Origin of the sequence: Pseudomonas lutea (assembly GCF_000759445.1) — a bacterium.
Lineage (GTDB): Bacteria > Pseudomonadota > Gammaproteobacteria > Pseudomonadales > Pseudomonadaceae > Aquipseudomonas > Aquipseudomonas lutea.
In genome coordinates this window covers 110,090-132,971 of record NZ_JRMB01000003.1, presented here as the reverse complement: position 1 = coordinate 132,971, position 22,882 = coordinate 110,090, and the positions used below count along the sequence as shown (strand labels likewise).

The window sequence follows — 22,882 nt, the reverse complement described above, 5'->3', positions numbered from 1 at the left end:
TCATGGGCGCTTGGCTCGACAGCATCACCTCCTGGCTAGGCGCCAATCCCTCATGGCTGGGCGCGGCGGTTTTCATCGTCGCGTTCATTGAATGCCTGGCCATCGCCGGCATCGTTGTCCCTGGCACCGTCTTGCTTTTCGCCATCGCCGCCTTGGCCGGCAGCGGTGTGCTGCCGCTCAGTGAAGCGCTGCTGTTGGGTTTTCTGGGCGGCATCCTGGGCGATCTGGTGTCGTACTTTCTGGGCAGGCGCTTTCATCAGAACATCCGCCAGTTGCCCGGCCTTCGCAATCATCCGGAATGGATCGGCGGCGCCGAAACCTACTTCCAGCGCTACGGGATCGCCAGCCTGCTGGTCGGCCGCTTTATCGGCCCGCTGCGGCCGATGCTGCCCATGGTCGCCGGCATGTGCGACATGCCATTTGTGCGCTTTGCCGGTGTCAGCCTGATCGCCGCTGCCGGTTGGTCAGTGGTCTACATCCTGCCGGGCTGGGCCACCGGTGCGGCCATCCGCCTGCCGTTGCCCGAAAATTTCTGGCCACAAGCGGCCGTGGTCGGCGGAGGCCTGGCGCTCCTGCTGGGCATCAGTGTCCAGGCCAGCCTGAGGCACAAACCGTACGCGACCAAACTCATCGCGCTGACGGCGTTCATCCTGCTGGGCTGTGTGTTTCTCGGCTGGCCGTACCTCGCCGATTTCGACCAGGGCATCATGACGGTGGTGCAGGCAAGCCGGAGTGCGGCTGCCGAGAACTTTGTGGTGATGGTGACGGGGTTGGGAGACTTCCGGACGCAGTTCTGCGCGGCCGCTCTGCTGACGGTGCTGCTCCTTGTCACACGCCGGTGGCGCCACGCGATATTCGTTGTGGGCACAGCCTTGGGCGCTGCGCTGATCAATCAGAGCATGAAATACACCTTCGCTCGCGCCCGGCCAGAGGTCCTGACCGAACCACTGGCCACCTACAGCATGCCCAGCGGGCATGCCTCGGCATCGTTTGCGCTGTTCATGGCACTGGCGGTGCTTGCGGGTCGCGGGCAACCGGTGCGACTGCGACTGACCTGGCTGTTGCTGGGCGCAATCCCGGCATTGGCGATCGCCATGTCACGGGTGTATCTGGGCGTGCATTGGCCGACGGATGTGACGGCGGGCATGTTGCTGGCGTTCTTCACCTGCGCGGCGAGCCTTGCCTTCGTGCAGAACAAAAAGCCACTGGAAGCGCTGCCGATCAAGGTGTGGTGGCTAGTGCTGCCGGCGATGGTCGCGCTGTTTGGTGGCTTCGGCTTGCACTCATTCCCTCACGGATTGATCCGCTATCAGTATTGAGACGCCCTGAGCCAAGGGGCGATGGGCAGCTTCACGCCGCGCTCCCTTCAGGTAAACGCCTGACACGGCGTCAGGCCTGCATGTCGCCCTGCATCTCGTCCAGCAGGTCCTGAATCGCGTCGAGCCGCTCTTCGGCGTCTTCGATCTCCAGCAACTCGATTTTGTCTTCTTCGGCAAACGGCAGCAGGTAGGCCAGTTGATTGGCCAACGAATGCTGACCGCTGGCCGTCAGGCCCATGTTCAGGGCTGCCACCATCGGGTGCTCGGCCAATGCGGCAAGCAGCGCGACCAGGTCGTCGTCCTCCTCCTGCAACGGTTGCTCCTGCGGGTCATCGAGCCACTCGACCTCACCGATCAACAGGTTATCGCGCTGGGTGCTGTAGTCCTTGACCCGAAAGCGCCGAGCGCCCACGACGCGAATCCCGAGCAGGCCGTTGTCCTGCTTCTCGAAATCGGTGACCCGCGCTTCGCAGCCGATCATCGAGAAACCGTCCGGTACCTCGCCCGTCTCGCTGCCTTCGGTGATACAGACCACGCCAAAGCCTTCGCCCTGCTTCATGCAGCGGCCAATCATGTCGAGGTAGCGCGCCTCGAATATCTGCAGATCCAGCACGCACCCGGGGAACAGCACGGCATTGAGTGGAAACAACGGCAACGACATAAATCCATCCTCAAGCAACCAGAGACACCGCCAACGGCAGGAACAAGGCCGTGGCGACACCCATCAAACTCATCGCCAGCGCCGCAAAGGCGCCGCATTCCTCACTTTCCTGCAGAGCCGCTGAAGTCCCCACGGCGTGGGCGGTCAGCCCCAGGGCCATGCCTCTGGCCTCCGGGCTGGTCACCTGCGCCAGGGTCAGCAAACCGGGGCCGAATATGCCGCCGATCACCCCGGTTATCAACACAAAAACCGCGGCCAGCGCGGCGACCCCGCCAATCTGCTCGGCCACCAGCATGGCAATGGGCGAGGTAACGGACTTCGGCGCCATGGTCATCAGGATCATGTGATCGGCGCCCAGCAGCCAGCCCAGGCCAACGCACAGCCCGGTGGCCAGTACGCCGCCCACCACCAGCGTAGTCAAGACCGGCCAGAACAGCTGGCGTATCCGCCGCAGATTCAGATAAAGCGGCACGGCCAGTGCGACCGTCGCCGGGCCCAGCAGAATGCTGAGGATTTCAGTGCTTTTGCGGTACTCCACATAGGAAAGTCCGCAGCCCACCAGCACGCCAATCACCACCAGCATCGAGATGAGCACGGGCTGCAGAAAGACCCAGCGGGTTTTCTCGTAGCCGGCCAGCACCAGTTGATAGGCGCCCAGCGTGATAGCGATGCCGAACAGCGGATGATGAATCACCGACAGCCAGGCGCCATGCCAGTCCAGACTCATGAGAGCTCCCGGCGTCTGGCCTGGCGGTCAATGAGTTTCTGCATCAACCAGCCGGCAAAGGTCAGCGAGACCATCAGCGAAATGACCAGCGAGCCGACAATCGCCCAGAAATCCTCGGCGATCTGGTCGGCGTAGACCATCACGCCCACTGCGGGCGGTACGAGCAGCAACGGCAGGTAACGCAACAGGCTGCTGGCCGCCAGGCTGATGGGTTCACTGACTTCGCCTCGGGTCATCAGGTAAATCATCAACAGCACCAGACCGATGATCGGGCCGGGCAGTATCGACAGAAACAGGTGGTTGAGTGCGGTTCCGATCAGTTGGAACAGCACAAGCCAGGTCAGGCCTCTTAGCAACATGAAAAATCTCCAGCAGGTTCGCGCGCCATTATAAGCACGCCGCCCGCGCTGCCTATGGGCTGGTATTCGCCAGTCGAGGGCTGATTGACCCAAGGCATGGCGCGTGCTGATCTTCAATCAGGGCATTCACGGGCCCCGATTGCCCGCCCTGACGATCATTTATAAATACAACAACGAACAAGGAACGCCTTAATGCCCTACGTGCCCGCTACGGAACTCAAACATTACGAAGGCAAGGATCTCGGACATTCCGACTGGCTGACCATCGATCAGGCGCGGATCAATCTGTTCGCCGAGGCCACCGGAGACTTTCAGTTCATTCATGTCGATCCGGTCAAAGCGGCGCAGACACCTTTTGGTTCGACCATCGCCCATGGTTTTCTATCGCTGTCGCTGATGCCCAGGTTGATGGAGTCGCTGCTGGTCGTGCCCGAGGGCATGCAGATGGCGATCAACTATGGCCTGGACAGCGTGCGTTTCATTCAGCCGGTGAAAGTGAATTCGCGCGTTCGTCTAAAAGTCAGCCTGGTGCAGGTGACGGAGAAGAAGCCGGGGCAATGGCTGCTCAAAGCCAGCGCAACGCTTGAAATCGAAGGCCAGGACAAGCCTGCGTTCGTTGCTGAACCGCTTTCGCTCTGCTTTGTGTAACGCCGCCGCTCGCGCCCAAGCGCCCGCAAAACATGAAACAGTCGTAACAGACTGTTTCATGAGCGTTCCTCGCTGCGGCATACTCGCTGCGGCTGTGTGAGCGACTCGATACAGGTACGCGATCAGATCACGCCGAAACATCTTTTTTTCGGGATTTACCATGCGCGCGCTTGCTCCTTTGGCCCTGACCCTCCTTCTTACCGCGTGCAGCGACGGCGAATCGCTGTTGCCGCCTGACGCGCGCCTGCCTGACGGCGGCCGCTATCGTGGCGACGTCATCAACGGCGTGCTGCAAGGCAAAGGCCGGATCGATTACCCCAATGGCAGCTGGTACGCCGGGGAATTCAAAAACGGGCAATGGAACGGCCAGGGTGAATGGCATGCGAGCAACGGCGACGTGTACCGGGGCGGTTTTCAGGACGGTCTCTTTCACGGTCAGGGCGCGCTCACGACCAGCGCGGGCAGCTACGTCGGCGGCTACAAGCTGGGCCGACGCGACGGCGAAGGCACGCTGAAAGAGCACGGCATGAGCTATCGCGGCGAATTCAAGGCTGACCTGTACGACGGCGCCGGCCATCTGGAACTGGACGACGGCAGTGAGTACCAGGGCCAGTTCGCCCACGGCAAACCCAACGGCGAAGGCCAGCGCAGCGATTCGGCGGGCAACCAGTTCAGCGGCAAGTTCGTCGATGGCCAGCTGGAGGGCACGGGCAATTTCAACAGTGCCGATGGCGATCAGTACGTCGGTGGCTTCCATAACAATCAGCTGAACGGCCGTGGCCGCTACGAAAATGCCGACGGTGATGTCTGGTCGGGGCAGTTTAAGGACGGCGCTTTCACCGGCAAGGGCGAACTGATCGGCTCCGATGGCACGCGCTATCAAGGGGAATTCAAGAACTGGCGTTTCGCAGGCGCAGGCAGCTTGCGGCTTCCGGACGGCAGCGTTTATGTCGGCCAGTTCGAGAACGACAACTATCAAGGCAGCGGCGTGCTGACGACGGCCGAGGGGGACGTGCAGAGCGGGACGTGGTCGAACGGTCAGCGTGTACGTGATGGCGCTGGCAAGCTGTTGCCGGATCCGCTGGAAACCGGCTTGCTCGCTCAGGGCGCCCTCGTCGAGAAGGCGCTTGCCGGCGTGCCTGCTTCAACGCCGGCCATCGAGCTTTACAGCCTGGTGGTGGGTGGCGATGGCAAGCAAAGCGTCTTCCTGCGCGAAGCCGATTACGTCAATAAGCTGCTGGCGACGCGCTTCGGTGCGTTTGGTCAGATCACGCTGGTCAACCATCGTGACCACATGGCCGACCGCCCGCTGGCAACGCGCGAAACCATCAGCCGCGCGGTGCAGACGCTGGCCAAGCGCAGCGGACCGGAAGATTTGATCTTCATTTACCTGACCAGCCACGGCACTCATGAGCACGAGTTGGTGCTGGATCAGCCGCGTCTGGAATTGTCCGATCTGCCTGCAGACGAGATGGCCGGGGTGCTGGCGCCGCTGAAGAATCGCGACAAGGTGGTGGTGATTTCCGCCTGCTATTCGGGTGGTTTTATCCCGGCGATCAAGGACGAGCGCACGATGGTGATCACCGCTTCCCGCGAAGACCGGGTGTCTTTTGGCTGCTCCGAAGAGGCGGATTTCACCTATTTCGGCGAGGCGCTGTTCGCCAAGGCGTTGGTTGAAACCGACGATCTGGTGCAGGCCTTCAACGAAGCGCGGGGCATTGTCGCCCAGCGCGAGACGGACGAGAGCTTCGAAGCCTCCGAGCCGCAGATGTGGGCACCCAAAGGCGTCATCGCCCATTGGCGCCAGTTGCGCAAAAGCCAGGCAGAGCGCGCGTTGAACACAGTGCGGCGCTGACGCCGGCCTACGAGCACCGGCATGGCCACCCCGGCGACGCAGAACCTTCACTTGGCGGCAATGACATTTGTAGGAGCCGGCTTGCTGGCGAATGCAGGCGTTCAGACGCTGCAGGGGTGAATGCCTGATCGGGTTCGCCAGCAAGCCGGCTCCTACAAGTTTGTGTCCATCACACGAAGGATCATGGGGCTGCACTGCGCTGAATGCCGACCCGTGTGAACATCGCTGAGCTCGCCTGAAGGGCCGAGGCGCATGAACATTTCATGTGTTTTTGTGAAACCCTCCCGCTTCGCTTGCAGTCTGTTCCGGTACAGCGCCTATGCTTGTGGCGTATCAAGGGAGAAAGATCATGTACTTGACGCCTCAGCACATCTTGCTTGCCGGAGCCACCGGACTGACCGGCGAGCATTTGCTCGACCGCCTGCTCAACGAACCGACCGTAAGCCGCGTGCTCGCACCTAGCCGTCGTCCATTGGCCGAACACCCACGGCTGGAGAACCCGGTGGGCGAGCTTCAACATCTGCTGCCTGGCCTGGAAGGTCCCGTCGATATCGCCTTCTGTTGCCTGGGCAGTACGATCAAGCAGGCGGGATCGCAGGAAGCCTTCCGTGCGGTCGATCTGGACATGGTCGTGGCATTCGGCAAGCGCGCCCGGGAGCTGGGTGCGCGGCATCTGCTGGTCGTCAGCGCGGTAAACGCGGACCCGAAATCGAGCATTTTCTACAGTCGCGTCAAAGGCGAGATGGAAGAAGCGCTAAAGCTTCAGAACTGGCCGCAACTGACCATCGCCCGCCCTTCGCTGCTGATCGGCGAGCGCCAGGACCAGCGCCTGGTGGAGCAACTGGCCGCGCCCATCGCCAAACTGATTCCCGGCAAATACGGCGGCATCGAGGCCTGCAATCTCGCACGGGCCCTCTGGCGACTCGCGCTGGAAGAACAGGACGGTACGCGGCTGGTTGATTCGGATGATTTGCGACGCTTGGGCAAATAGCATCAACGGCCGCCGAAAGAGCAGAGAGACTGATCTCGCCCCGCGATCGATGACGGTCGAAACCTGTGGGAGTGAGCTTGCTCGCGAAGAGGCCGAGACATCCGCTACATCTTTAGCGCCTGAAATGCCGTCTTCGCGAGCAAGCTCACTCCCACAATGGACCTCTCGACAGGAATATCTGCGGCGCTGCTGGCTCGCACATAGGGATCGGAAATTACATCCCGCCCGATGCCTGGAATCCTACGCCCAGCGCGGTGAGGATGGACAGCGGCAGCAACAACGTATCGAGCAGCGCGCTACCGGGCAGGTCGAGCATTGGGTATTTCGGTGCCTCGGCTCCGAAGCGATCCTTTTCACAGCAGCCGCCCTCCATGGCATACAGGTCAAGCCGCGTGCCGGCATAGACGATCGGCGCGCCGGGCTGATTGGCGTCGAGGGTTCGCACAGTCGAGCAGCCCGTCGTTAGCAGCAGCCCGAGCATGACCACAACCAGCTTGTTCATCCGCCTCACTTACTCGTCAGCGCCATAGTGGTGCTCGCCCCATCGCGGCAGCATGTCTTGAGGAATGTTTAGCAAGTTGAGAATCCGCGCGACAACAAAGTCCACCAGGTCATCAATGGTCTGCGGCTGATGATAGAAGCCCGGCGAGGCCGGCAGTATGACCACGCCCATGTTCGACAGCTTGAGCATGTGCTCCAGATGGATGCTTGAAAACGGCGCTTCTCGGGGAACGATGATCAGCTGCCGACGCTCTTTCAGCGTCACGTCCGCCGCACGCTCAATCAGATTATTGCAGGCGCCGGTGGCAATCGCCGACAGCGTCCCGGTCGAGCACGGAACCACGACCATCGCACTGGGGGAACCGGAGCCGGACGCCACGGGCGACATCCAGTCTTCTTTGCCGTAGACCCGAATCTGCCCCGCTTCCGCCCCGGTGTATTCGGTGAGGAACGCCTGCATCATCTGCGGTTTGGGCGGCAGGCTGACGTCGGTTTCGGTGGCCATGACCAGCTGCGCGGCCTTGGAAATAAGGAAGTGCACCTCACGGTCTTCGCGCACCAGGCAGTCCAGCAGACGCAAACCATATTGCGCACCGGACGCGCCGGTCATGGCCAGCGTAATGCGTTCCGGGCCGCTCATTGCAGCGCCTCGGCAAGCTTGCCATGCAGGCCGCCAAAACCGCCGTTGCTCATGATGACCACATGCGTGCCCGGCTCGGCCTGACGCTTGACCTGCTCGATGATGCCTTCGAGGCTGTCGCAGACCTGGGAGGGAATGGTGCAGGCGGCGGCGGTGGCGGCCAGGTCCCAGCCCAGATTGGCCGGCGCATACCAATACACCTGATCGGCCTGAACCACGCTCTCCGGCAGGCCGTCGCGGTGGGCGCCCAGCTTCATGGAGTTGGAGCGCGGCTCAACAATGGCGATGATTCGCGCCTGGCCGACTTTTTTACGCAGCCCATCCAGCGTGGTGGCAATGGCCGTCGGATGATGCGCAAAGTCGTCATAAATGGTGATACCGCGCACTTCGGCGACTTTCTCCATGCGCCGCTTCACGCTTTTGAAGGCGCTCAACGCTTCGACGCCCTGCCGCGGCACCACGCCAACGTGACGGGCTGCGGCCAGAGTTGCCAGCGCGTTCGCCACGTTGTGCTGTCCGGTCATGCCCCAGTCAACGACGCCTTGGGGGGCACCTTCAAACAACACCTCAAATCTCGAGCCGTCGTCGCTGAGCAGTTTCGCCTGCCACTGACCGCCCTCCCCGGTGGTTTGCACCGGTGTCCAGCAGCCCATCTGAATGACGCGTTCAAGCGCGGGCTCGGTGGTGGGGTGAATGACCAGGCCTTCGCTCGGAATAGTGCGCACCAGATGGTGGAATTGCCGTTCGATGGCAGGCAGGTCCGGGAAGATGTCGGCGTGATCGAACTCAAGGTTGTTGAGGATCGCGGTACGCGGGCCGTAGTGGACAAACTTGGAGCGTTTGTCGAAGAAGGCGCTGTCGTATTCGTCCGCTTCGACGACGAAAAACGGCGTGTCGCCGAGTCGCGCCGAGACTTCGAAGTTCTGCGGCACGCCGCCAATCAAAAAGCCCGGGGCCATGCCGGCGTGTTCCAGCACCCAGGCGAGCATGCTGCTGGTGGTGGTTTTGCCGTGGGTGCCTGCGACGGCGAGCACCCAGCGCCCACGAAGCACGTGGTCCGCGAGCCACTGCGGGCCGGAGACGTAGGGCATACCTTTGTTCAGCACATATTCGACGGTAGGATTGCCGCGAGACATGGCGTTGCCGACCACGACCAGATCCGGTGCCGGCTCCAGGTGCGAGGGGTCATAACCTTGCATCAACTGGATGCCCTGCGCTTCGAGCTGCGTGCTCATCGGCGGGTAAACGTTGGCATCGGAGCCCGTGACGGTATGGCCCAGATTCTTGGCGAGAACCGCCAGCGAACCCATGAACGTGCCGCAGATACCCAAAATATGAATGTGCATGACCGACCTCTTAAAACATGGGGCGCAGGTTAGCGTAGAAGACAACGAATGCGCACGGGGGAATTGCCGAAAACGGCGCATGCCCAGGCATTGCTGCTCAGCCGGTTTAGACGCACGCCCCCGTGGGACCGGCTTTAGCCGGGAAGGCGTCAGGTGATATGCCACAGAGTTGGTCCTTACGACGAACAATTGTAGGAGCGCGCTTGCCCGCGATGGCGGTGGGTCAGACGCCATCGATGGTTCTGACAGGACGCCTTCGCGGGCAAGCGCGCTCCTACAAAATATGGCGGCAGCCAGCATTATTCGTTTGCCGGCATTCCAGCGCAGCCGGCTTAGACGCACGCCCCTATGGGACCGACTTTAGCCGGGAAAGCGTCAGGTGATATGCCACAGAGTTGGTCCTTACGACGAACAATTGTAGGAGCGCGCTTGCCCGCGATGGCGGTGGGTCAGACGCCATCGATGTTTCTGACCGGACGCCTTCGCGGGCAAGCGCGCTCCTACAAAATACAGCGCCAGCCAGGATTATTCGTTTGCCGGCATTGCAGCGCAGCCGGGGTCGACGCATGCGCCTGGTGGGACCGGCTTTAGCCGGGAAAGCGGTCGGACCTCACCCCAACTTGCAGGCGGTGCGGGTCATGTGCCAACGTTGGTTGTCCAATTTGCTCTACGCTCTACCCATGCGCCGCACGCGTTATCCCCACACAATCACAAGAGCCAGGAGATATTCACCATGCGTTATGCCCACCCCGGTACTGAAGGCTCGCTCGTGACCTTCAAGACCCAATACGGCAACTACATCGGTGGCGAATTCGTGCCGCCGGTCAAAGGCCAGTATTTCGAAAACACCTCGCCGATCACCGGCAAGCTGATCGCAGAATTCCCGCGTTCCACGGCCGAAGACATCGATAAAGCCCTCGACGCAGCCCATGCCGCCGCCGACGCGTGGGGCAAGACGTCGGTTCAGGAGCGTTCGCTGACCCTGCTGAAAATCGCCGATCGCATCGAACAGAACCTGGAAATCCTCGCGATCACCGAGACCTGGGACAACGGCAAAGCCGTACGCGAAACCCTGAACGCGGACATCCCGCTGGCGGTCGATCATTTCCGTTACTTCGCTGGAGTATTGCGTGCTCAGGAAGGCACCGCTGCGGAAATCGATGGCAACACGGTGGCGTACCACATCCACGAACCGCTGGGCGTGGTCGGGCAGATCATCCCGTGGAACTTCCCATTGCTGATGGCCGCCTGGAAACTCGCGCCCGCCCTCGCCGCCGGGAACTGTATCGTGCTCAAACCCGCCGAGCAGACGCCGCTGGGCATCACCGTGCTGATGGAGCTGATCGGCGACTTGCTGCCCAAAGGCGTGCTCAACGTCGTTCAAGGTTATGGCCGTGAGGCGGGTGAAGCACTGGCCAGCAGCAAGCGCATCGCCAAAATCGCCTTCACCGGCTCGACGCCTGTGGGTTCGCACATCATGAAACTGGCGGCCGACAGCATCATTCCGTCCACCGTTGAGCTGGGCGGCAAGTCGCCGAACATTTTCTTTGAAGACATCATGCAGGCCGAGCCGGAGTTCATTGAGAAGGCCGCAGAAGGTGTTGTGCTGGCGTTCTTCAACCAGGGCGAAGTCTGCACCTGCCCGTCGCGATGCCTGGTACAGGAGTCGATCTACCCGCAGTTCATGGAAGTGGTGATGAAGAAGGTCCTGAAGATCCAGCGCGGCGATCCGCTGGACACCGAGACCATGGTGGGCGCCCAGGCGTCCCAGCAACAATTCGACAAAATCCTTTCGTACCTGGAAATCGCTCAGGGCGAAGGCGCCGAGCTGCTGACCGGTGGCAAGGTCGAGAAACTCGAAGGCTCGTTGGCCACCGGCTATTACATCCAGCCGACGCTGCTCAAGGGCAACAACAAGATGCGCGTCTTCCAGGAAGAAATCTTCGGCCCAGTGGTCAGCGTGACCACGTTCAAGGACGAAGCTGAAGCCGTGGCCATCGCCAACGACACCGAGTTCGGGCTGGGCGCCGGCGTCTGGACCCGCGACATCAACCGCGCGTATCGCGTGGGTCGGGCCATCAAGGCCGGGCGCGTGTGGACCAACTGCTACCACCTGTACCCCGCCCACGCGGCGTTCGGCGGCTATAAGAAATCCGGCGTCGGCCGCGAAACCCACAAGGTCGCGCTCGAGCACTATCAGCAAACCAAAAACCTGCTGGTGAGCTACGACATCAACCCGCTGGGCTTCTTCTGATCTGCGTGACCGGATGACACGCAACGGCCTCTTCGGAGGCCGTTTTTGTTGCAGGGTCGGCGAAGATTCGGACCCGTAGGAGCCGGCTTGCTGGCGAACGCGGTGGATCTGCACCGCAGATGTCGAATGACACACCGCGTTCGCCAGCAAGCCGGCTCCTACAAAGTGAATCCGGTCAGTGGAAAGTTCTAGTAATGACAGTCCGTGTTTTTTCCCAGGGCATTGGGGCCCAGCGCCCTGCTGCAATGAGAGATCGAAAAGTCATATCGCGACACCGGTTACAGCCACGTCCCATCGCTTGCCTCTATAATGCCGCCCACATCCCTCCTCTTCGCCCCGCACGACCCGGATCGGGTCTCTAAACCAGGTGCCGTACATGGATTTCAATCCGCTTGATCTGATTCTTCACCTCGACGTCTACCTCGACCTGCTGGTGACCCAATACGGCACTTGGGTTTACGCGATCCTGTTCCTGGTGATTTTTTGTGAAACCGGTCTGGTGGTCACGCCTTTCCTGCCAGGTGACTCGCTGCTGTTCATCGCCGGCGCAGTGGCGGCCGGCGGTGCGATGGACCCTGTGCTGCTGGCCTGCCTGTTGATGGCAGCGGCGGTACTCGGCGACAGCACCAACTACATCATCGGCCGCACGGCAGGCGACAAGCTGTTCAGCAACCCGAACTCGAAGATCTTCCGTCGCGATTACCTGACCAAAACTCAGGAATTCTACGGTCGCCACGGTGGCAAAACCGTCACCCTGGCGCGCTTTCTGCCGATCATCCGCACCTTCGCCCCGTTCGTGGCCGGGATCGGCCGCATGCCTTACCTGCGCTTTCTCGGGTTCAGCGTGCTCGGCTCGGTTCTGTGGGTCGGCGGTCTGGTCACGCTCGGTTTCTTCTTCGGCAATATCCCGTTCATCAAAAAGAACCTGACCCTGCTGGTGCTGGCGATCATCGCGATCTCGCTGCTGCCGATGATCATCGGCCTGGTACGCAGCCGCACAGGTCGTTCCGCCGAAGCGCGCTGAACCGATGTGGTCGTTCCGTGAGTGGCGCAAACAGCGCACGCTGGCGCGGCATCCGGTTGACCCGCAGGTCTGGCAGCGCGTGCGCGAGCGCCTGCCAATGCTCGACGGGTTGAGCGCAAAAGAGGATCGAAGCCTGCTGGACAGTTGCGTGCTGTTTCTTCAGGCCAAGCATCTCACCGCGCTGGAAGGCGTCGAACTGGATGACGAATCACGACTGTTCCTTGCCGCTCAGGCGCAGCTGCCCTTGCTCGCCCTGGGCGATCTGAACTGGTATCAGGGTTTTCACGAAATCATCCTGTACGGCGATGATTTCATCAGCCCGCAACGTCATCGCGATGCCAGCGGCGTCGAACACGAATGGGACGGCGAGCACAGTGGCGAGGCGTGGTCGCAAGGCCCGGTGATTCTGGCCTGGCCGGGTGTGCTTGCGAGTGGCGGATGGGAAGCCTACAACCTGGTGATCCACGAGCTGGCGCACAAGCTGGACATGCTAAACGGCGAGGCAAACGGCTTGCCGCCCCTGCACCCCGACATGCGCATCAGCGAGTGGGCCAGTGCCATGCAAAGCGCCTACGACGACCTCCACCGCCAACTCGATGCCAACCCGGACGCCGAGACAGCAATCGACCCTTACGCCGCGGAAAACCCCGCGGAATTCTTCGCGGTCATGAGCGAATACTTCTTCAGCGGCCCGGACTTGCTGGTCGAGACGTATCCGGAGGTCTATCGACAACTCAAAGCCTTTTATCGTCAGGATCCGCTGGCGCGACTCACGGCATTCCAGCGCGGCACTTTAGGCCGGGACGCCGGTCTATCAGGCTCCACATGACGCACAGAAGCCCGCCGTCACGCATGGCAAGGCTTCTGGAATATGCCTATAATCCGGCCACTTTTTGGCGTTGCATGCCAGATTCCGAATGGTCAACCAAGGGGGCAAAGCCCAATGAGCTACAGCAAGATTCCGGCCGGCAAAGACCTGCCGAATGACATCTACGTCGCAATCGAGATCCCGGCCAACCACGCGCCGATCAAGTACGAAATCGACAAAGAAAGCGACTGCCTTTTCGTTGACCGTTTCATGGCCACCCCGATGTTCTACCCGGCCAACTACGGTTTCATCCCCAACACACTGGCCGACGACGGCGACCCCCTGGACGTGCTGGTGGTGACGCCTTACCCGGTCACCCCAGGCTCGGTCATTCGTGCCCGTCCGGTCGGCGTGCTGAACATGACCGACGACGGCGGCGGCGATGCCAAAATCATCGCAGTCCCGCACGACAAGCTGTCCCAGCTGTACGTGGACGTGAAGGAATACACCGATCTGCCGCCGCTGCTGATCCAGCAGATCGAGCACTTCTTCGCGAACTACAAAGACCTCGAAAAAGGCAAATGGGTGAAGATCGAAGGCTGGGCTGGCGCTGACGCCGCTCGCGAAGCGATCACCAAATCGGTTGCGGCCTACAAGGGCTGATCCGATTGTGCTCCGTCGAAGCGTGCGTCGCGTCGACGGAGCCACCCTCACTGACCTCCCCCGCTGTTCCCCGCCGTACACTTCCCCCTTCGCAGATCAGATATTTTTCCTGTTTTCATCGGCCAGATGTTTAAAACCCGCCGAATAAACACCGCACGTTTAATTCACGCCTCACACGTGCGCATTCAATCAATCGTCCGGTAACTCAATATCCCGTACCCGCGCTTTAACAGGCGCCTCTTCGCGCGTTCAATGCCAACAGCACCACGCTGCGCCGGTTTCAGTCACTGTTGACAAGAAAGCAAACAGTGAAAGAAATGGCTTACAAATCCCGCGTAACGTTGTAATCCCTGCATTCAACTTCAAGCATGACGGCGTCCACATTTGAACACTTCGTTCATTTATACGGGGTGCAAGCCGCCGTACACTCCGGCCCATGAAGACATCAGGTGATCGACTGCGCGCACTGTTGCGAGAGTGCCATCTCTCCGCAACGGACTTTGCCGCCAACCGAAAAGTAACCCCCCAACACGTGAACAATTGGTTCAAGCGCGGTATCCCGGTGGCGCGCATTGAAGAAGTCGCCGAGCTGCTCAGTGTCAATTCGGCGTGGCTGCGCAGCGGCGAGGGACCCAAGCATCCCGGACCGGGTCGGGAAAGTGTCCCTCCGCTGGACACGCCAAAACCCAAAGTAGAGCGAAGCGTGCGGGAAGAACTGGAGATGCCGGTTTACACCGAACTGCAGACGCAAAGCTCGGGCCGCACTGCCGTTGGCGAGATGCACAACCACAAGGTGCGCCTGTCGCGGCGCGTGCTCGAAACCATGGATGTGGAGCTGCATAACGCCATCTGCGTGCCGATGGTGGGCAACAGCATGGCGGACAAGATCCAGGACGGCTCGCTCATCGGCATTGACCGCGGGCGGGTGCACATCATCGACGGGGAAATGTACGCCCTGGAGCACGACGGCATGCTGCGGGTGAAATACCTCTACCGTCTGCCCGGCGGCAGCTTGCGTCTGCGCAGCCATAACTGCAGCGAGTACCCCGACGAGATCTTCAGCGCCGACGACATTCAGGCGCAGCACATTCACATCCTGGGCTGGGTCTTCTGGTGGTCCACGCTCAATAACCGCCGTCACCCGGCCACCTTGCGGTGAGGCACGCGATGAGCCTGTATTTCAACTGGGCATACGCCGACAACATGGGTATCCTGCGCGCCTTCGTTTCAACACCTGTCGGCCACACGCGGGCGGGTGATCGACCTGACGCCGCCTCCGAGGCACGCCCGGTCTTCCTCACAAGCGCCTGCTCGCAGCGCGCACTTTTGCGGACGGGTGCGGTTGGCCAAAAACCAATCAAACCCGTCACCGAGAAGCCGGCCACAAGCCGGCTTTTTAACTTCCCTTTCGATAAGCCCGGCTGAACCAGACGGCGCCGCTGCATACCCAAAATCCGGCAATCAATGGACTGAGCGCCCTCACCAACGAAGCGGACAACCGCCTTCGTTTCATTACAGGAAGTTCACCATGAGTCATCGCAATAAGACCTACATCGCCTTCGCCAGCGAAGACCTTTCCCACTACTGGTTAATGAAGGCCTGGCGCCAAAACGAGCACGCCGATTTTGATTTCTTCAACGCCCACGACTTATACGAAGCGCGGGGCAGCCTTTCACCAGAGACCATCAAACGCCAGTTGCGCGAGCGGTTGAACAACACCAGTCAGGTGATCCTGCTGGGCAGCGAGGACTGTCGACGCAAAGGTGGCGACGGGGATTCGTTTCTTGCTTATGAAATCGAGGTGATTCTCGAACTTGACCTGCCCATCGTCATCGCCAATCTCTGCCAGAGCCGTGACATCGTCGCAGAGAACATTCCCCAGCCACTCCTCGACCACAACCACTTCAACGTGTCGGTGCCGTTTCAGCCCAAGATCATTCGGTATGCACTGGACAACTATGTCGCGGGTTATGGGAAGGGCGAGATGCAGGGGACGCATCGGTATGTGCAACGGATCTATGATGAGCTGGGGTTGTGATGGCTTGGGATTGTGATGGCCTGGGTTCGTGATGCCCTGAACTTTTCGGTGACCTTTATGGGGATGGCCTGAATCTGTGGTGACCTGTATTGGGGATGGCGCGATTGATGATGATCTGTAGGAGCCGGCTTGCTGGCGAACCCGGCCGATCTGACGACATCGCGGCGTCTGGACAAATGCATTCGCCCGCAAGCCAGCTCCTACAGGTTTCCGCTGGCAGTCAATCCTCATCCTCAATCTCAACCCCCCGTCGCATGCTTCTCAACCGGCTATAACCCTCATCGATCTGCGCCTCGGTCATGTCCATGCCAAATCGCGGGCAGGCCTGCTGGAGTTCACGCTGCACGGGTATGAAGCTATCGGTGCCTCGGACCGTTCGAATCATGCTGTTAACTGAAGCATCAAACTCAACCAGATCGTCGTACTCCACCGCCAGCCCTCGCCCCTCATAGGCGTCATAGGCGGCAAAGCCGAGGACCTCATTGAGGTGGGTCTGAACGCTTCGGTCGCCGCGCTTGAAAAAATGCACTGGCTTGAGACTTTCATCCCATGCATCGATGCGCCGCTGGAGATCGGCGCGATCCGGCATTTGCTGCCGCACGTTGACCGCGAGTTCAAGCAAAGAACCGATATACCGGCGGGTGAACTGCTCAAGAAAACCTTGCACGTCGTTACGCTTGAGCCCCACAAAGAGCATGGCGTACCGCGTGTCGACTTTCATGGCGGCAAGCACGTTAGTGCGACCGAACGTGATGGCGTGCAGCTGCCAGCGATCAACCCGCTCATCGGTGGCGCTTTCATTTTCCAGCGCCTGGGCGGCAGCTGCGGGCTGCACAATACTGGTGTTCTTGCCTTTGATTTTCTTCGAGAAAAAATCGCACGCGTCTTGGGTGCAGTCAAAAATCAGCATGGAATAGCGAGGTTCCCTGGTCGAGGTTAAAGCAACACTGCCCCCCGCCGACGCAGCCAAAGGCAGCTGCGTCAGTGAGTGGCAAGCAGGCTGCCGACCTTATTACTTAAGCACCAATCGACGCAGCACCTCAATGAGGTCGTCATAGGGAACAGGCTTGCCGACGCATTCATCGAAGCCGCTCGCATCCTTGCCGGCGGTGACTTGATCGGCGCCATAGCCCGTCAGCGCTATGCATGGCGTACGGGCATAGTCAGGCATTTGCCGGAGCAGCCGCACGAATTCGTGGCCATCCATGAACGGCATGCCAACGTCCGAAATCACTACATCAAAGGCGGTATCTTTGGCGACATTCAGCGCCTGCCTGGCATCTGCGATGGCAACGACGTGTGCTTGTTCCATCTCCAGCAGCAGCGTCATTGTTTCCAGCACCTCGGGCGAGTCATCCACCAGCAGGACCTTGATCCCGCTGAGCTGACCTTCGTTCTCGAGTGCTTCGCTCTGGATCGATCTCACCGGCGGGCTGCTCAACGGGAAGCCGACTTTGAAAGTCGCGCCCTGGCCCGGTCCGTCGGAATGCGCACTGATCGAACCGCCGTGGGCTTCAACCAGCTGTTTGACCAGCGACAAGCCAATGCCAAGCCCGCCTTTATGGCCATTGCTCGGCCGATGGTTGGCCTGGCCGAACATCTGGAAGATGTGCTCAAGCTGGGACTTCTCGATGCCCGGGCCTGTATCACTGACCTGCAGCCACGCAAAGCTGTCTGCGGACGTGACGCTGACCGTCACCGAACCGCCCGCCGGGGTGAACTTGATCGCGTTGTTGATCAGGTTCCAGACGATTTGCTCCACACGCGTGGCATCCGCCTCGATGTAAATGCCTTCGCCGTCCGGCATGTCAAAAGTAATGCTGCGCTGGTGTTCGCTGTGTTCAACGACACCGCGGATCTCTTTCACCAACTCCAGGAAATCCACCACGCTGCTTTCCAGCTTGAATTTGCCGGTGCGAATACGCGCAACGTCCAGCAGGTCGTCGATTATCCGCGCTTGACTGTTAACGGCATCGTTGATGGAGGCCACGGCTTTTAACGCTGCGGTTTCCCGCTTGATGGCCGGCAGCCTGCGCAGCAGGTGCGCATTGAGCTGGATCAGGTTGAGCGGATGTTTGAGCTCGTGGGACATGACGGCAAAGAACTCATCCTTCAGCTCACTGGACTGACGAGTCTCTGCCAGATGCTGCGATTGCTCTTCGTGCAGGCGCATGTGCTGGGTCAAATCGCGGGCGATCTTGACGAACCCCTGGAAGCCCTCGCCTCGCAACAACGAAACCTCGCCGCTGCAATAGAACTTGCGACCGTCCTTGCGCAGGTGCCAGCGCTCGTCTTCGCTGCGACCCAGCTTGCGGGCAACGCTCAGTTCCTGTTCCGGAATGCCGGCGATTTTGTCTTCGTCGGTAAAGAGAAACGCGAACGGCTTGCCTTCGGCCTCGCTTTTGGAATACCCGAAAATCGCTTCGGCGCCATTGTTCCAGCTGGAAATCCGGCTTTGTTCATCAACCACAATGATCGCGTAATCGCGGGTGTTCTCGGAGATCAGGCGCAGTCGCTCTTCCCCAAGCCTGAGTTCTTCTTCGGCGTCGCGACGGGTGGTGATGTCGATAAAGGTCAGGACGATGCCATCGATTTGATCGGAGCCAGAGCGGTAAGGCAGAAGACGGGCGATGTACCAGCGGCCGTTCTTGCCTTCCACTTCGCGCTCGATGACGCTCAGGGTTTCGAACACTTTCAGCGCGTCGCTCATCATGTCGTCGTAGTGCAGACGATGCGTGATGTCCATCAGCGGCCGCCCGGTATCGACCGTGAGCATGCTGAAGATATCGGTCGCGCGGGGCGTGAACCACTTGATGCAGCAGTTGCGGTCAACGAATACGGTGGCGATATCGGTCGATGAAATCAGGTTGCGGAGGTAATCGTTGACTTGATCGGTCTCTTCGACCTTGATCTTCAGCTCATGGTTGACGGTCAGCAGTTCTTCGTTGATCGACTGCAGTTCTTCCTTGCTGGTCTCAAGCTCTTCAGTGGCGGAACGCAGTTCTTCGTTGACCGCCTGCATTTCTTCATTGGACGCTTTCAGCTCTTCGCTGGAGATCTCGGAATGCTCAATGGTGTCCTGCAGCTGTATCTTGGTGCGCTGCAGCTCACGCTCCAGGTTGGAGAGCATCTGATTTTCGGATTGCGTCTTGGGGTTTTCGCTGAGGTCCTTGGCGTCTATTTCGTCTTCGGCGAAGACAACCAGGATGCACTCCATGTCGCTTATTTCGTCGCTGAATGGATACGCCGTCATAACGACCTGGAAATGCCGCCCGTCCCTGCTCAGCATGACCGGGCGGGTCTTGACCGGCAGCGCTGTCTGTTGCGTCTGAAAAACGGCGGTTCTGAGTTCCAGCCTGAGGTCCGGAATGATCAGCGACAACAGATTCCGAGTGACCTCGCCGCTGACGTGGTGCAGGTAGCGACCCGCGCCGTCACTGATGTGCAGCACGTCCGCCACGTTGTTGACCAGAATGCTCGGCGTCACCAGAAACTGCTGCAGCGCCCGCTGATGGATCGACCCAATGGAAGGCTTGCGCACGGGCTCGACGAACGGCGGGCGTGGTGCGGACGTGACCTGGGCATAGCCACCGCGTGGCAGCGTGGGCATGCGATGTGACGGTATGGCACCGGTGCGCGCGCGGAAGATTCGGTTTTTCTTGTCAACGACGCTGAACAGCTCCTGACACAGGTCAGCCGACTCCGAGCTGCCCAGGAACAAGAAGCCACCGGGGTTCAGGGCGAAGTGGAACATCTGCAGGATTTCGCGCTGCACGTCCCGGTCAAGGTAGATCAGCAGGTTGCGACACACGATCAGGTCGATCTGCGAGAACGGCGGATCGGTCAGCAGGCTGTGCTTGGCAAACAGCACGCTGTCGCGCACCTCTTTGCGCACGCGGTAGCGGTCATCTTCTTTGGTGAAATACTGCCGCAGCCGCGTCGGCGAGATGTCCGTCACGATGGCCTGTGAATACAACCCTGCGCGTCCCGCCGATATGGCTCTGTCGTCGATATCGCTGGCGAACACCTGGATGCCGACGTCCGAACCGACGCTTGCCTTGTGATCCGACAACAGCATGACCAGCGAATAGGCTTCCTCGCCGGTGGAGGCGCCCGCGGACCAGATCCTCAGGTCATGTTGCTCAGTGTGATCTGCGTAACGGGAGAACAGTTGGGGAGCGACGTCCCTTTCGAGCGCGTCGAAGGCTTCACGGTCCCGGAAGAAATTGGTGACGCCGATCAGCATGTCGTCCAGCAGCGCTTTAACCTCGGACGGGTTCGCGCACAGATATTCGTAGTAGCCCGTCAACGTTGGCTGCGCGGTGACCTGCATGCGCCGCTCGATACGACGCAACACGGTGGCACGCTTGTAGTGCTTGAAGTCATGGCCGGTTCCGACCCGCAACCTGACGAGAATGTCATGCAATGTCTGCTCTGCAATCGCTACGGAGCGTTCGTCTTTGGGCGCCACGGCGTACGCCTCCAGATCATTGGACGCTGGCAACTGTATGTGCCGGGAGTTTTCCCAGAGCTCAATGAGCTTCGCCGGCATATCAGCCACGGGCAGCACGAAGTCGACCATTTCGGTGCGGATCGCGGCTTGGGGCATGCCGTCGTGTTCGGCATCGGATGGGGACTGCACAAGCGTAACGCCGCCTTGCTCCTTGATCCGTGACAGGCCGACGGCGCCGTCTGCCCCAGCGCCGGACAGTACGAGGCAAAACGCTCTTTCCCTGTGCACATCGGCCAGATCGCGGAAGAACAGATCGATGGTGACGTGAGCACCACGTCGTGGACCCTGAGGCGATATGCGCAAATAGCCGTCATTCATCGACAGGTACTGCGCCGGCGAAATCACGTAGACGTGGTTTTCTTCAATCGGTAGCACAGACTCGACCTGGATGACGGGCATCGTGGTCATCTGGCCAATCAGCTTTGCGGCACTGCTCTCGTGGTCCGGAGAGAGGTGGAAGACCACGACGAACGCCATGCCGCTGTCGCTCGGCATGTGCTCAAAAAAACGCCTGACAGCGTCCAACCCACCTGCTGAAGCGCCGATCCCTACAACCGGAAAAGACAAATGGCTGGGCAGCTTGCCTACTTGTGCGGGGTGGCTGGGCTGGGGTTCAACTTCGTGAGACATGGAGCTTCCTTTCCAAAGAATTCCCGCGGGTTTCGGCGAAGGAATGCTAGATGATCTTGATATATTGGGTGGTATTCAGAAGCGCGTCCAGCCGAACCTTGGCTGCTTATCAGACAGTAACGGGGCCTGCGCCATTCATATGAGCAGAAACTGCCATGGCGCAGCGCGTCGAGTCGCTGCTGAGTGCTGCGTGACGTCTAGCACTAGGCCGTTATGGGTAGAGGGTTCAAGCACACCACCAAACGATGGTGTTCGAGTGATCATGACGTGTTGATGTTTGACCCACTCCAGGTCTAACTAACAAAGTCATCGCCGGGTAACTAGCGAAGGCGCGTTAGATGGCCGCTGCAGAGCGATTTGCAATCTGACCCACAGGATGACCGACCTCGCCGCTCGTCACTTAATCCGCGCGTTGATGAAGACTAACAAGCCTCGGGCCGGTCTTCCGGTTAACTATCGGCGGGAGTTACTCACATGGAAATCACACTCTTCACGACTGCAATGCTGTTGATCATATTGCTCATCGACGCCTGGATCATTTACAGCGTCTCTCGAAGCAACAAGAGCGGGTCGGTCAAAGTTGCCTGGGCCGCGCTCGTACTTATCATTCCGGTCGTAGGCTGGGCCATCTGGGGTATTGCAGGCCCGCGCGGCATTGTCCGATCCCCTTCTTCCCCTGAACACAGTAAGGGTTGAATGACGGTGCCTCTTCTTGATTGGGGAGGCGTCGTTTCGCGCCTCACGCCTGGCGTGACAATGCGTCACTGGACGCTGATGTGGTACGCATGATGAATGCCATGGACGCGCTGTTGAACACCGACTGAAAGAGACACTGGCCAATGCCCCACCCAAACGATGCTGCTCCCCTTGCCCGTCGCTTTATCGTGATCGGCACCTCAAACGGTGGCCTCGCCGCTTTGCGTACAGTCGTCGCGCAACTGCCTGCCGACCTGCCCGCAGCGGTGCTTGTGACGATGCACATTGGCAAACAGCACAGCGTGTTGCCCACACTCCTTGAGACCCACACGCCAATGCCGGTCACGTTTGCCGAAGACGGCAAGGCTCCGCTTGAGGGTCACATCTACATCGCGCCTCCCGACTTGCACCTGCTGCTGGACAGCGGGGCCATGCGCCTTGTGCGGGGCGCGAAGGAAAATCACTCCCGCCCCGCGATTGACCCGCTGTTCCGCTCTGCGGCAATCACGTTGAGACGCGCCGTCATCGGTGTGGTGCTGACCGGTGACCTGGATGACGGGACTGTCGGTTTGCAGGCGATTAAAGCGAGTGGCGGGGTCACTGTCGTGCAGGACCCTGCCGAAGCCGAGGCGCCGAGCATGCCCGCCAGCGCCTTGCGTTATGCCTCGGTCGATCACTGCCTGCCGCTGGCGGAAATCGGCAAGTGCCTGGTGGCTCTGGTGGGCAAGCCCGACGAGGCAGATAGTCCGGCTCCGCAACCCCGGCGTATTGAACCGTTCGAAACGGAGCATGAGATCTGCCTGCAAGGAGGAAGTATCTCGGTAAAGCAGTTGAGCCGTCACGGTGAGATCTCGAATCTGACCTGCCCTGAGTGCGGCGGGGGGTTGTGGGAGATGGGCTTCGCGCCGCCTCGCTTCCGCTGTCACACCGGGCACAGCTACACGGTCAAGACGTTGGCCGAACAACAAGATGTTGTGATCGAAGAGGCGCTTTGGGTGGCCATTCGGTCGTTGCATGAGAAGAAGGCCCTACTCGACCGGCAGGTCGCTGCTGCTCAGTTGTCCGATCGTCCCGACGTGGCTGCGGAGTATCAACTCGCAGGCCAGCAGCTCGATGCTCACGTCGAGGCATTGATGCGTTTGATCGGCTCACTCGACAACGAAATCGACAAGTATCGTCGGGTGTCAGACCCGTCTGAAGTCTGACCGT

General features: G+C 60.2%; 21 protein-coding genes. 13 read left to right on the top strand and 8 right to left on the bottom strand.

All coding sequences use genetic code 11. From position 1 onward, the window contains the following. The first annotated feature begins 2 nt into the window (after positions 1–2). Complete coding sequence (locus tag LT42_RS21475) at positions 3–1,319, top strand: bifunctional DedA family/phosphatase PAP2 family protein (protein ID WP_037017950.1); 1,317 nt, start codon at positions 3–5, stop codon at positions 1,317–1,319. Between the two features lie 70 nt (positions 1,320–1,389). On the opposite strand, the gene LT42_RS21470 is transcribed toward LT42_RS21475, so the two are convergent. The 3 genes from LT42_RS21470 to LT42_RS21460 are packed head-to-tail and all read right to left on the bottom strand — an operon-like array spanning position 1,390 to position 3,066. Further along, positions 1,390–1,980 (bottom strand): LON peptidase substrate-binding domain-containing protein, encoded by a 591-nt coding sequence (locus tag LT42_RS21470; protein ID WP_037017948.1) that lies wholly within the window; start codon positions 1,978–1,980, stop codon positions 1,390–1,392. Positions 1,981–1,990: 10 nt separating this feature from the next. Then, positions 1,991–2,701 carry an LrgB family protein gene (locus tag LT42_RS21465; protein ID WP_191945689.1) on the bottom strand — a complete coding sequence of 237 codons (711 nt, stop codon included), beginning with the start codon at positions 2,699–2,701 and terminating at the stop codon, positions 1,991–1,993. A 2-nt stretch (positions 2,702–2,703) separates the two neighbouring features. After that, positions 2,704–3,066, bottom strand: coding sequence for a CidA/LrgA family protein (locus tag LT42_RS21460; protein WP_037017944.1), 363 nt, complete (start codon positions 3,064–3,066; stop codon positions 2,704–2,706). 192 nt (positions 3,067–3,258) lie between these two features. Here LT42_RS21460 and LT42_RS21455 point away from each other — a divergent pair, with 192 nt between their 5' ends. The 3 genes from LT42_RS21455 (at position 3,259) to LT42_RS21445 (ending at position 6,560) form a co-directional block, all read left to right on the top strand. Then, on the top strand, positions 3,259–3,714 hold the full coding sequence (locus tag LT42_RS21455) for a MaoC family dehydratase (RefSeq protein ID WP_037017942.1): 456 nt from the start codon (positions 3,259–3,261) through the stop codon (positions 3,712–3,714). A 160-nt stretch (positions 3,715–3,874) separates the two neighbouring features. After that, entirely contained in the window at positions 3,875–5,569 is a 1,695-nt protein-coding gene (locus LT42_RS21450) for a C13 family peptidase (protein WP_037017939.1), read from the top strand. 349 nt (positions 5,570–5,918) lie between these two features. After that, entirely contained in the window at positions 5,919–6,560 is a 642-nt protein-coding gene (locus tag LT42_RS21445; RefSeq protein WP_037017936.1) for a Rossmann-fold NAD(P)-binding domain-containing protein, read from the top strand. Positions 6,561–6,774: 214 nt separating this feature from the next. On the opposite strand, the gene LT42_RS21440 is transcribed toward LT42_RS21445, so the two are convergent. Genes LT42_RS21440 through mpl form a run of 3 tightly spaced genes read right to left on the bottom strand, consistent with a single transcriptional unit; the run spans position 6,775 to position 9,047 of the window. Then, positions 6,775–7,062 (bottom strand): YceK/YidQ family lipoprotein, encoded by a 288-nt coding sequence (locus LT42_RS21440; RefSeq protein ID WP_037017933.1) that lies wholly within the window; start codon positions 7,060–7,062, stop codon positions 6,775–6,777. Between the two features lie 9 nt (positions 7,063–7,071). Further along, positions 7,072–7,701, bottom strand: a complete 630-nt coding sequence (ubiX, locus tag LT42_RS21435; protein WP_037017930.1) for a flavin prenyltransferase UbiX — start codon at positions 7,699–7,701, stop codon at positions 7,072–7,074. Then, the gene (mpl, locus tag LT42_RS21430; protein ID WP_037017926.1) at positions 7,698–9,047 is read right to left on the bottom strand and encodes a UDP-N-acetylmuramate:L-alanyl-gamma-D-glutamyl-meso-diaminopimelate ligase; all 1,350 of its coding nucleotides are present in this window, start codon (positions 9,045–9,047) and stop codon (positions 7,698–7,700) included. The genes ubiX and mpl overlap by 4 nt, the downstream gene beginning before the upstream one ends. A 733-nt stretch (positions 9,048–9,780) precedes the next feature. Between mpl and exaC the strand changes: the two genes are divergently transcribed. From exaC to LT42_RS21395, 7 genes are all read left to right on the top strand, one after another. After that, complete coding sequence (gene exaC / locus LT42_RS21425; RefSeq protein WP_037017923.1) at positions 9,781–11,301, top strand: acetaldehyde dehydrogenase ExaC; 1,521 nt, start codon at positions 9,781–9,783, stop codon at positions 11,299–11,301. A gap of 376 nt (positions 11,302–11,677) precedes the next feature. Continuing rightward, a complete protein-coding gene (locus LT42_RS21420; protein WP_037017920.1) occupies positions 11,678–12,325 on the top strand; it encodes a DedA family protein in 648 nt (215 codons plus the stop codon). Positions 12,326–12,329: 4 nt separating this feature from the next. Further along, positions 12,330–13,154 carry a M90 family metallopeptidase gene (locus LT42_RS21415; RefSeq protein ID WP_037017918.1) on the top strand — a complete coding sequence of 275 codons (825 nt, stop codon included), beginning with the start codon at positions 12,330–12,332 and terminating at the stop codon, positions 13,152–13,154. 114 nt (positions 13,155–13,268) lie between these two features. Beyond that, on the top strand, positions 13,269–13,796 hold the full coding sequence (gene ppa, locus LT42_RS21410) for an inorganic diphosphatase (RefSeq protein ID WP_037017915.1): 528 nt from the start codon (positions 13,269–13,271) through the stop codon (positions 13,794–13,796). Positions 13,797–14,232: 436 nt separating this feature from the next. Further along, the gene (locus tag LT42_RS21405; RefSeq protein WP_037017912.1) at positions 14,233–14,955 is read left to right on the top strand and encodes a LexA family transcriptional regulator; all 723 of its coding nucleotides are present in this window, start codon (positions 14,233–14,235) and stop codon (positions 14,953–14,955) included. Between the two features lie 8 nt (positions 14,956–14,963). Then, a complete protein-coding gene (locus LT42_RS21400; protein ID WP_037017910.1) occupies positions 14,964–15,221 on the top strand; it encodes a hypothetical protein in 258 nt (85 codons plus the stop codon). Positions 15,222–15,324: 103 nt separating this feature from the next. Beyond that, positions 15,325–15,834 carry a TIR domain-containing protein gene (locus LT42_RS21395; protein WP_037017908.1) on the top strand — a complete coding sequence of 170 codons (510 nt, stop codon included), beginning with the start codon at positions 15,325–15,327 and terminating at the stop codon, positions 15,832–15,834. Positions 15,835–16,054: 220 nt separating this feature from the next. Here LT42_RS21395 and LT42_RS21390 read toward each other — a convergent pair whose 3' ends face one another. Both LT42_RS21390 and LT42_RS21385 read right to left on the bottom strand, forming a co-directional pair. Continuing rightward, complete coding sequence (locus LT42_RS21390; RefSeq protein ID WP_152597721.1) at positions 16,055–16,804, bottom strand: DUF6933 domain-containing protein; 750 nt, start codon at positions 16,802–16,804, stop codon at positions 16,055–16,057. A 42-nt stretch (positions 16,805–16,846) separates the two neighbouring features. Beyond that, on the bottom strand, positions 16,847–20,977 hold the full coding sequence (locus LT42_RS21385; RefSeq protein ID WP_037017902.1) for a CheR family methyltransferase: 4,131 nt from the start codon (positions 20,975–20,977) through the stop codon (positions 16,847–16,849). A gap of 474 nt (positions 20,978–21,451) precedes the next feature. Between LT42_RS21385 and LT42_RS21380 the strand changes: the two genes are divergently transcribed. Beyond that, positions 21,452–21,673 (top strand): PLDc N-terminal domain-containing protein, encoded by a 222-nt coding sequence (locus LT42_RS21380; protein ID WP_037017900.1) that lies wholly within the window; start codon positions 21,452–21,454, stop codon positions 21,671–21,673. A 143-nt stretch (positions 21,674–21,816) separates the two neighbouring features. Further along, entirely contained in the window at positions 21,817–22,878 is a 1,062-nt protein-coding gene (locus LT42_RS21375; protein ID WP_037017897.1) for a chemotaxis protein CheB, read from the top strand. Positions 22,879–22,882: the final 4 nt, after the last annotated feature.

Bases quoted from the DNA above. Each gene is read 5' to 3' on its own strand.
- LT42_RS21475 (WP_037017950.1), top strand. From the start codon at position 3: ATGGGCGCTTGGCTCGACAGCATCACCTCCTGGCTAGGCGCCAATCCC.
- LT42_RS21470 (WP_037017948.1), bottom strand. From the start codon at position 1,980: ATGTCGTTGCCGTTGTTTCCACTCAATGCCGTGCTGTTCCCCGGGTGC.
- LT42_RS21460 (WP_037017944.1), bottom strand. From the start codon at position 3,066: ATGTTGCTAAGAGGCCTGACCTGGCTTGTGCTGTTCCAACTGATCGGA.
- LT42_RS21455 (WP_037017942.1), top strand. From the start codon at position 3,259: ATGCCCTACGTGCCCGCTACGGAACTCAAACATTACGAAGGCAAGGAT.
- LT42_RS21450 (WP_037017939.1), top strand. From the start codon at position 3,875: ATGCGCGCGCTTGCTCCTTTGGCCCTGACCCTCCTTCTTACCGCGTGC.
- LT42_RS21445 (WP_037017936.1), top strand. From the start codon at position 5,919: ATGTACTTGACGCCTCAGCACATCTTGCTTGCCGGAGCCACCGGACTG.
- LT42_RS21440 (WP_037017933.1), bottom strand. From the start codon at position 7,062: ATGAACAAGCTGGTTGTGGTCATGCTCGGGCTGCTGCTAACGACGGGC.
- ubiX (WP_037017930.1), bottom strand. From the start codon at position 7,701: ATGAGCGGCCCGGAACGCATTACGCTGGCCATGACCGGCGCGTCCGGT.
- mpl (WP_037017926.1), bottom strand. From the start codon at position 9,047: ATGCACATTCATATTTTGGGTATCTGCGGCACGTTCATGGGTTCGCTG.
- exaC (WP_037017923.1), top strand. From the start codon at position 9,781: ATGCGTTATGCCCACCCCGGTACTGAAGGCTCGCTCGTGACCTTCAAG.
- LT42_RS21420 (WP_037017920.1), top strand. From the start codon at position 11,678: ATGGATTTCAATCCGCTTGATCTGATTCTTCACCTCGACGTCTACCTC.
- LT42_RS21415 (WP_037017918.1), top strand. From the start codon at position 12,330: ATGTGGTCGTTCCGTGAGTGGCGCAAACAGCGCACGCTGGCGCGGCAT.
- ppa (WP_037017915.1), top strand. From the start codon at position 13,269: ATGAGCTACAGCAAGATTCCGGCCGGCAAAGACCTGCCGAATGACATC.
- LT42_RS21405 (WP_037017912.1), top strand. From the start codon at position 14,233: ATGAAGACATCAGGTGATCGACTGCGCGCACTGTTGCGAGAGTGCCAT.
- LT42_RS21400 (WP_037017910.1), top strand. From the start codon at position 14,964: ATGAGCCTGTATTTCAACTGGGCATACGCCGACAACATGGGTATCCTG.
- LT42_RS21395 (WP_037017908.1), top strand. From the start codon at position 15,325: ATGAGTCATCGCAATAAGACCTACATCGCCTTCGCCAGCGAAGACCTT.
- LT42_RS21385 (WP_037017902.1), bottom strand. From the start codon at position 20,977: ATGTCTCACGAAGTTGAACCCCAGCCCAGCCACCCCGCACAAGTAGGC.
- LT42_RS21380 (WP_037017900.1), top strand. From the start codon at position 21,452: ATGGAAATCACACTCTTCACGACTGCAATGCTGTTGATCATATTGCTC.
- LT42_RS21375 (WP_037017897.1), top strand. From the start codon at position 21,817: ATGCCCCACCCAAACGATGCTGCTCCCCTTGCCCGTCGCTTTATCGTG.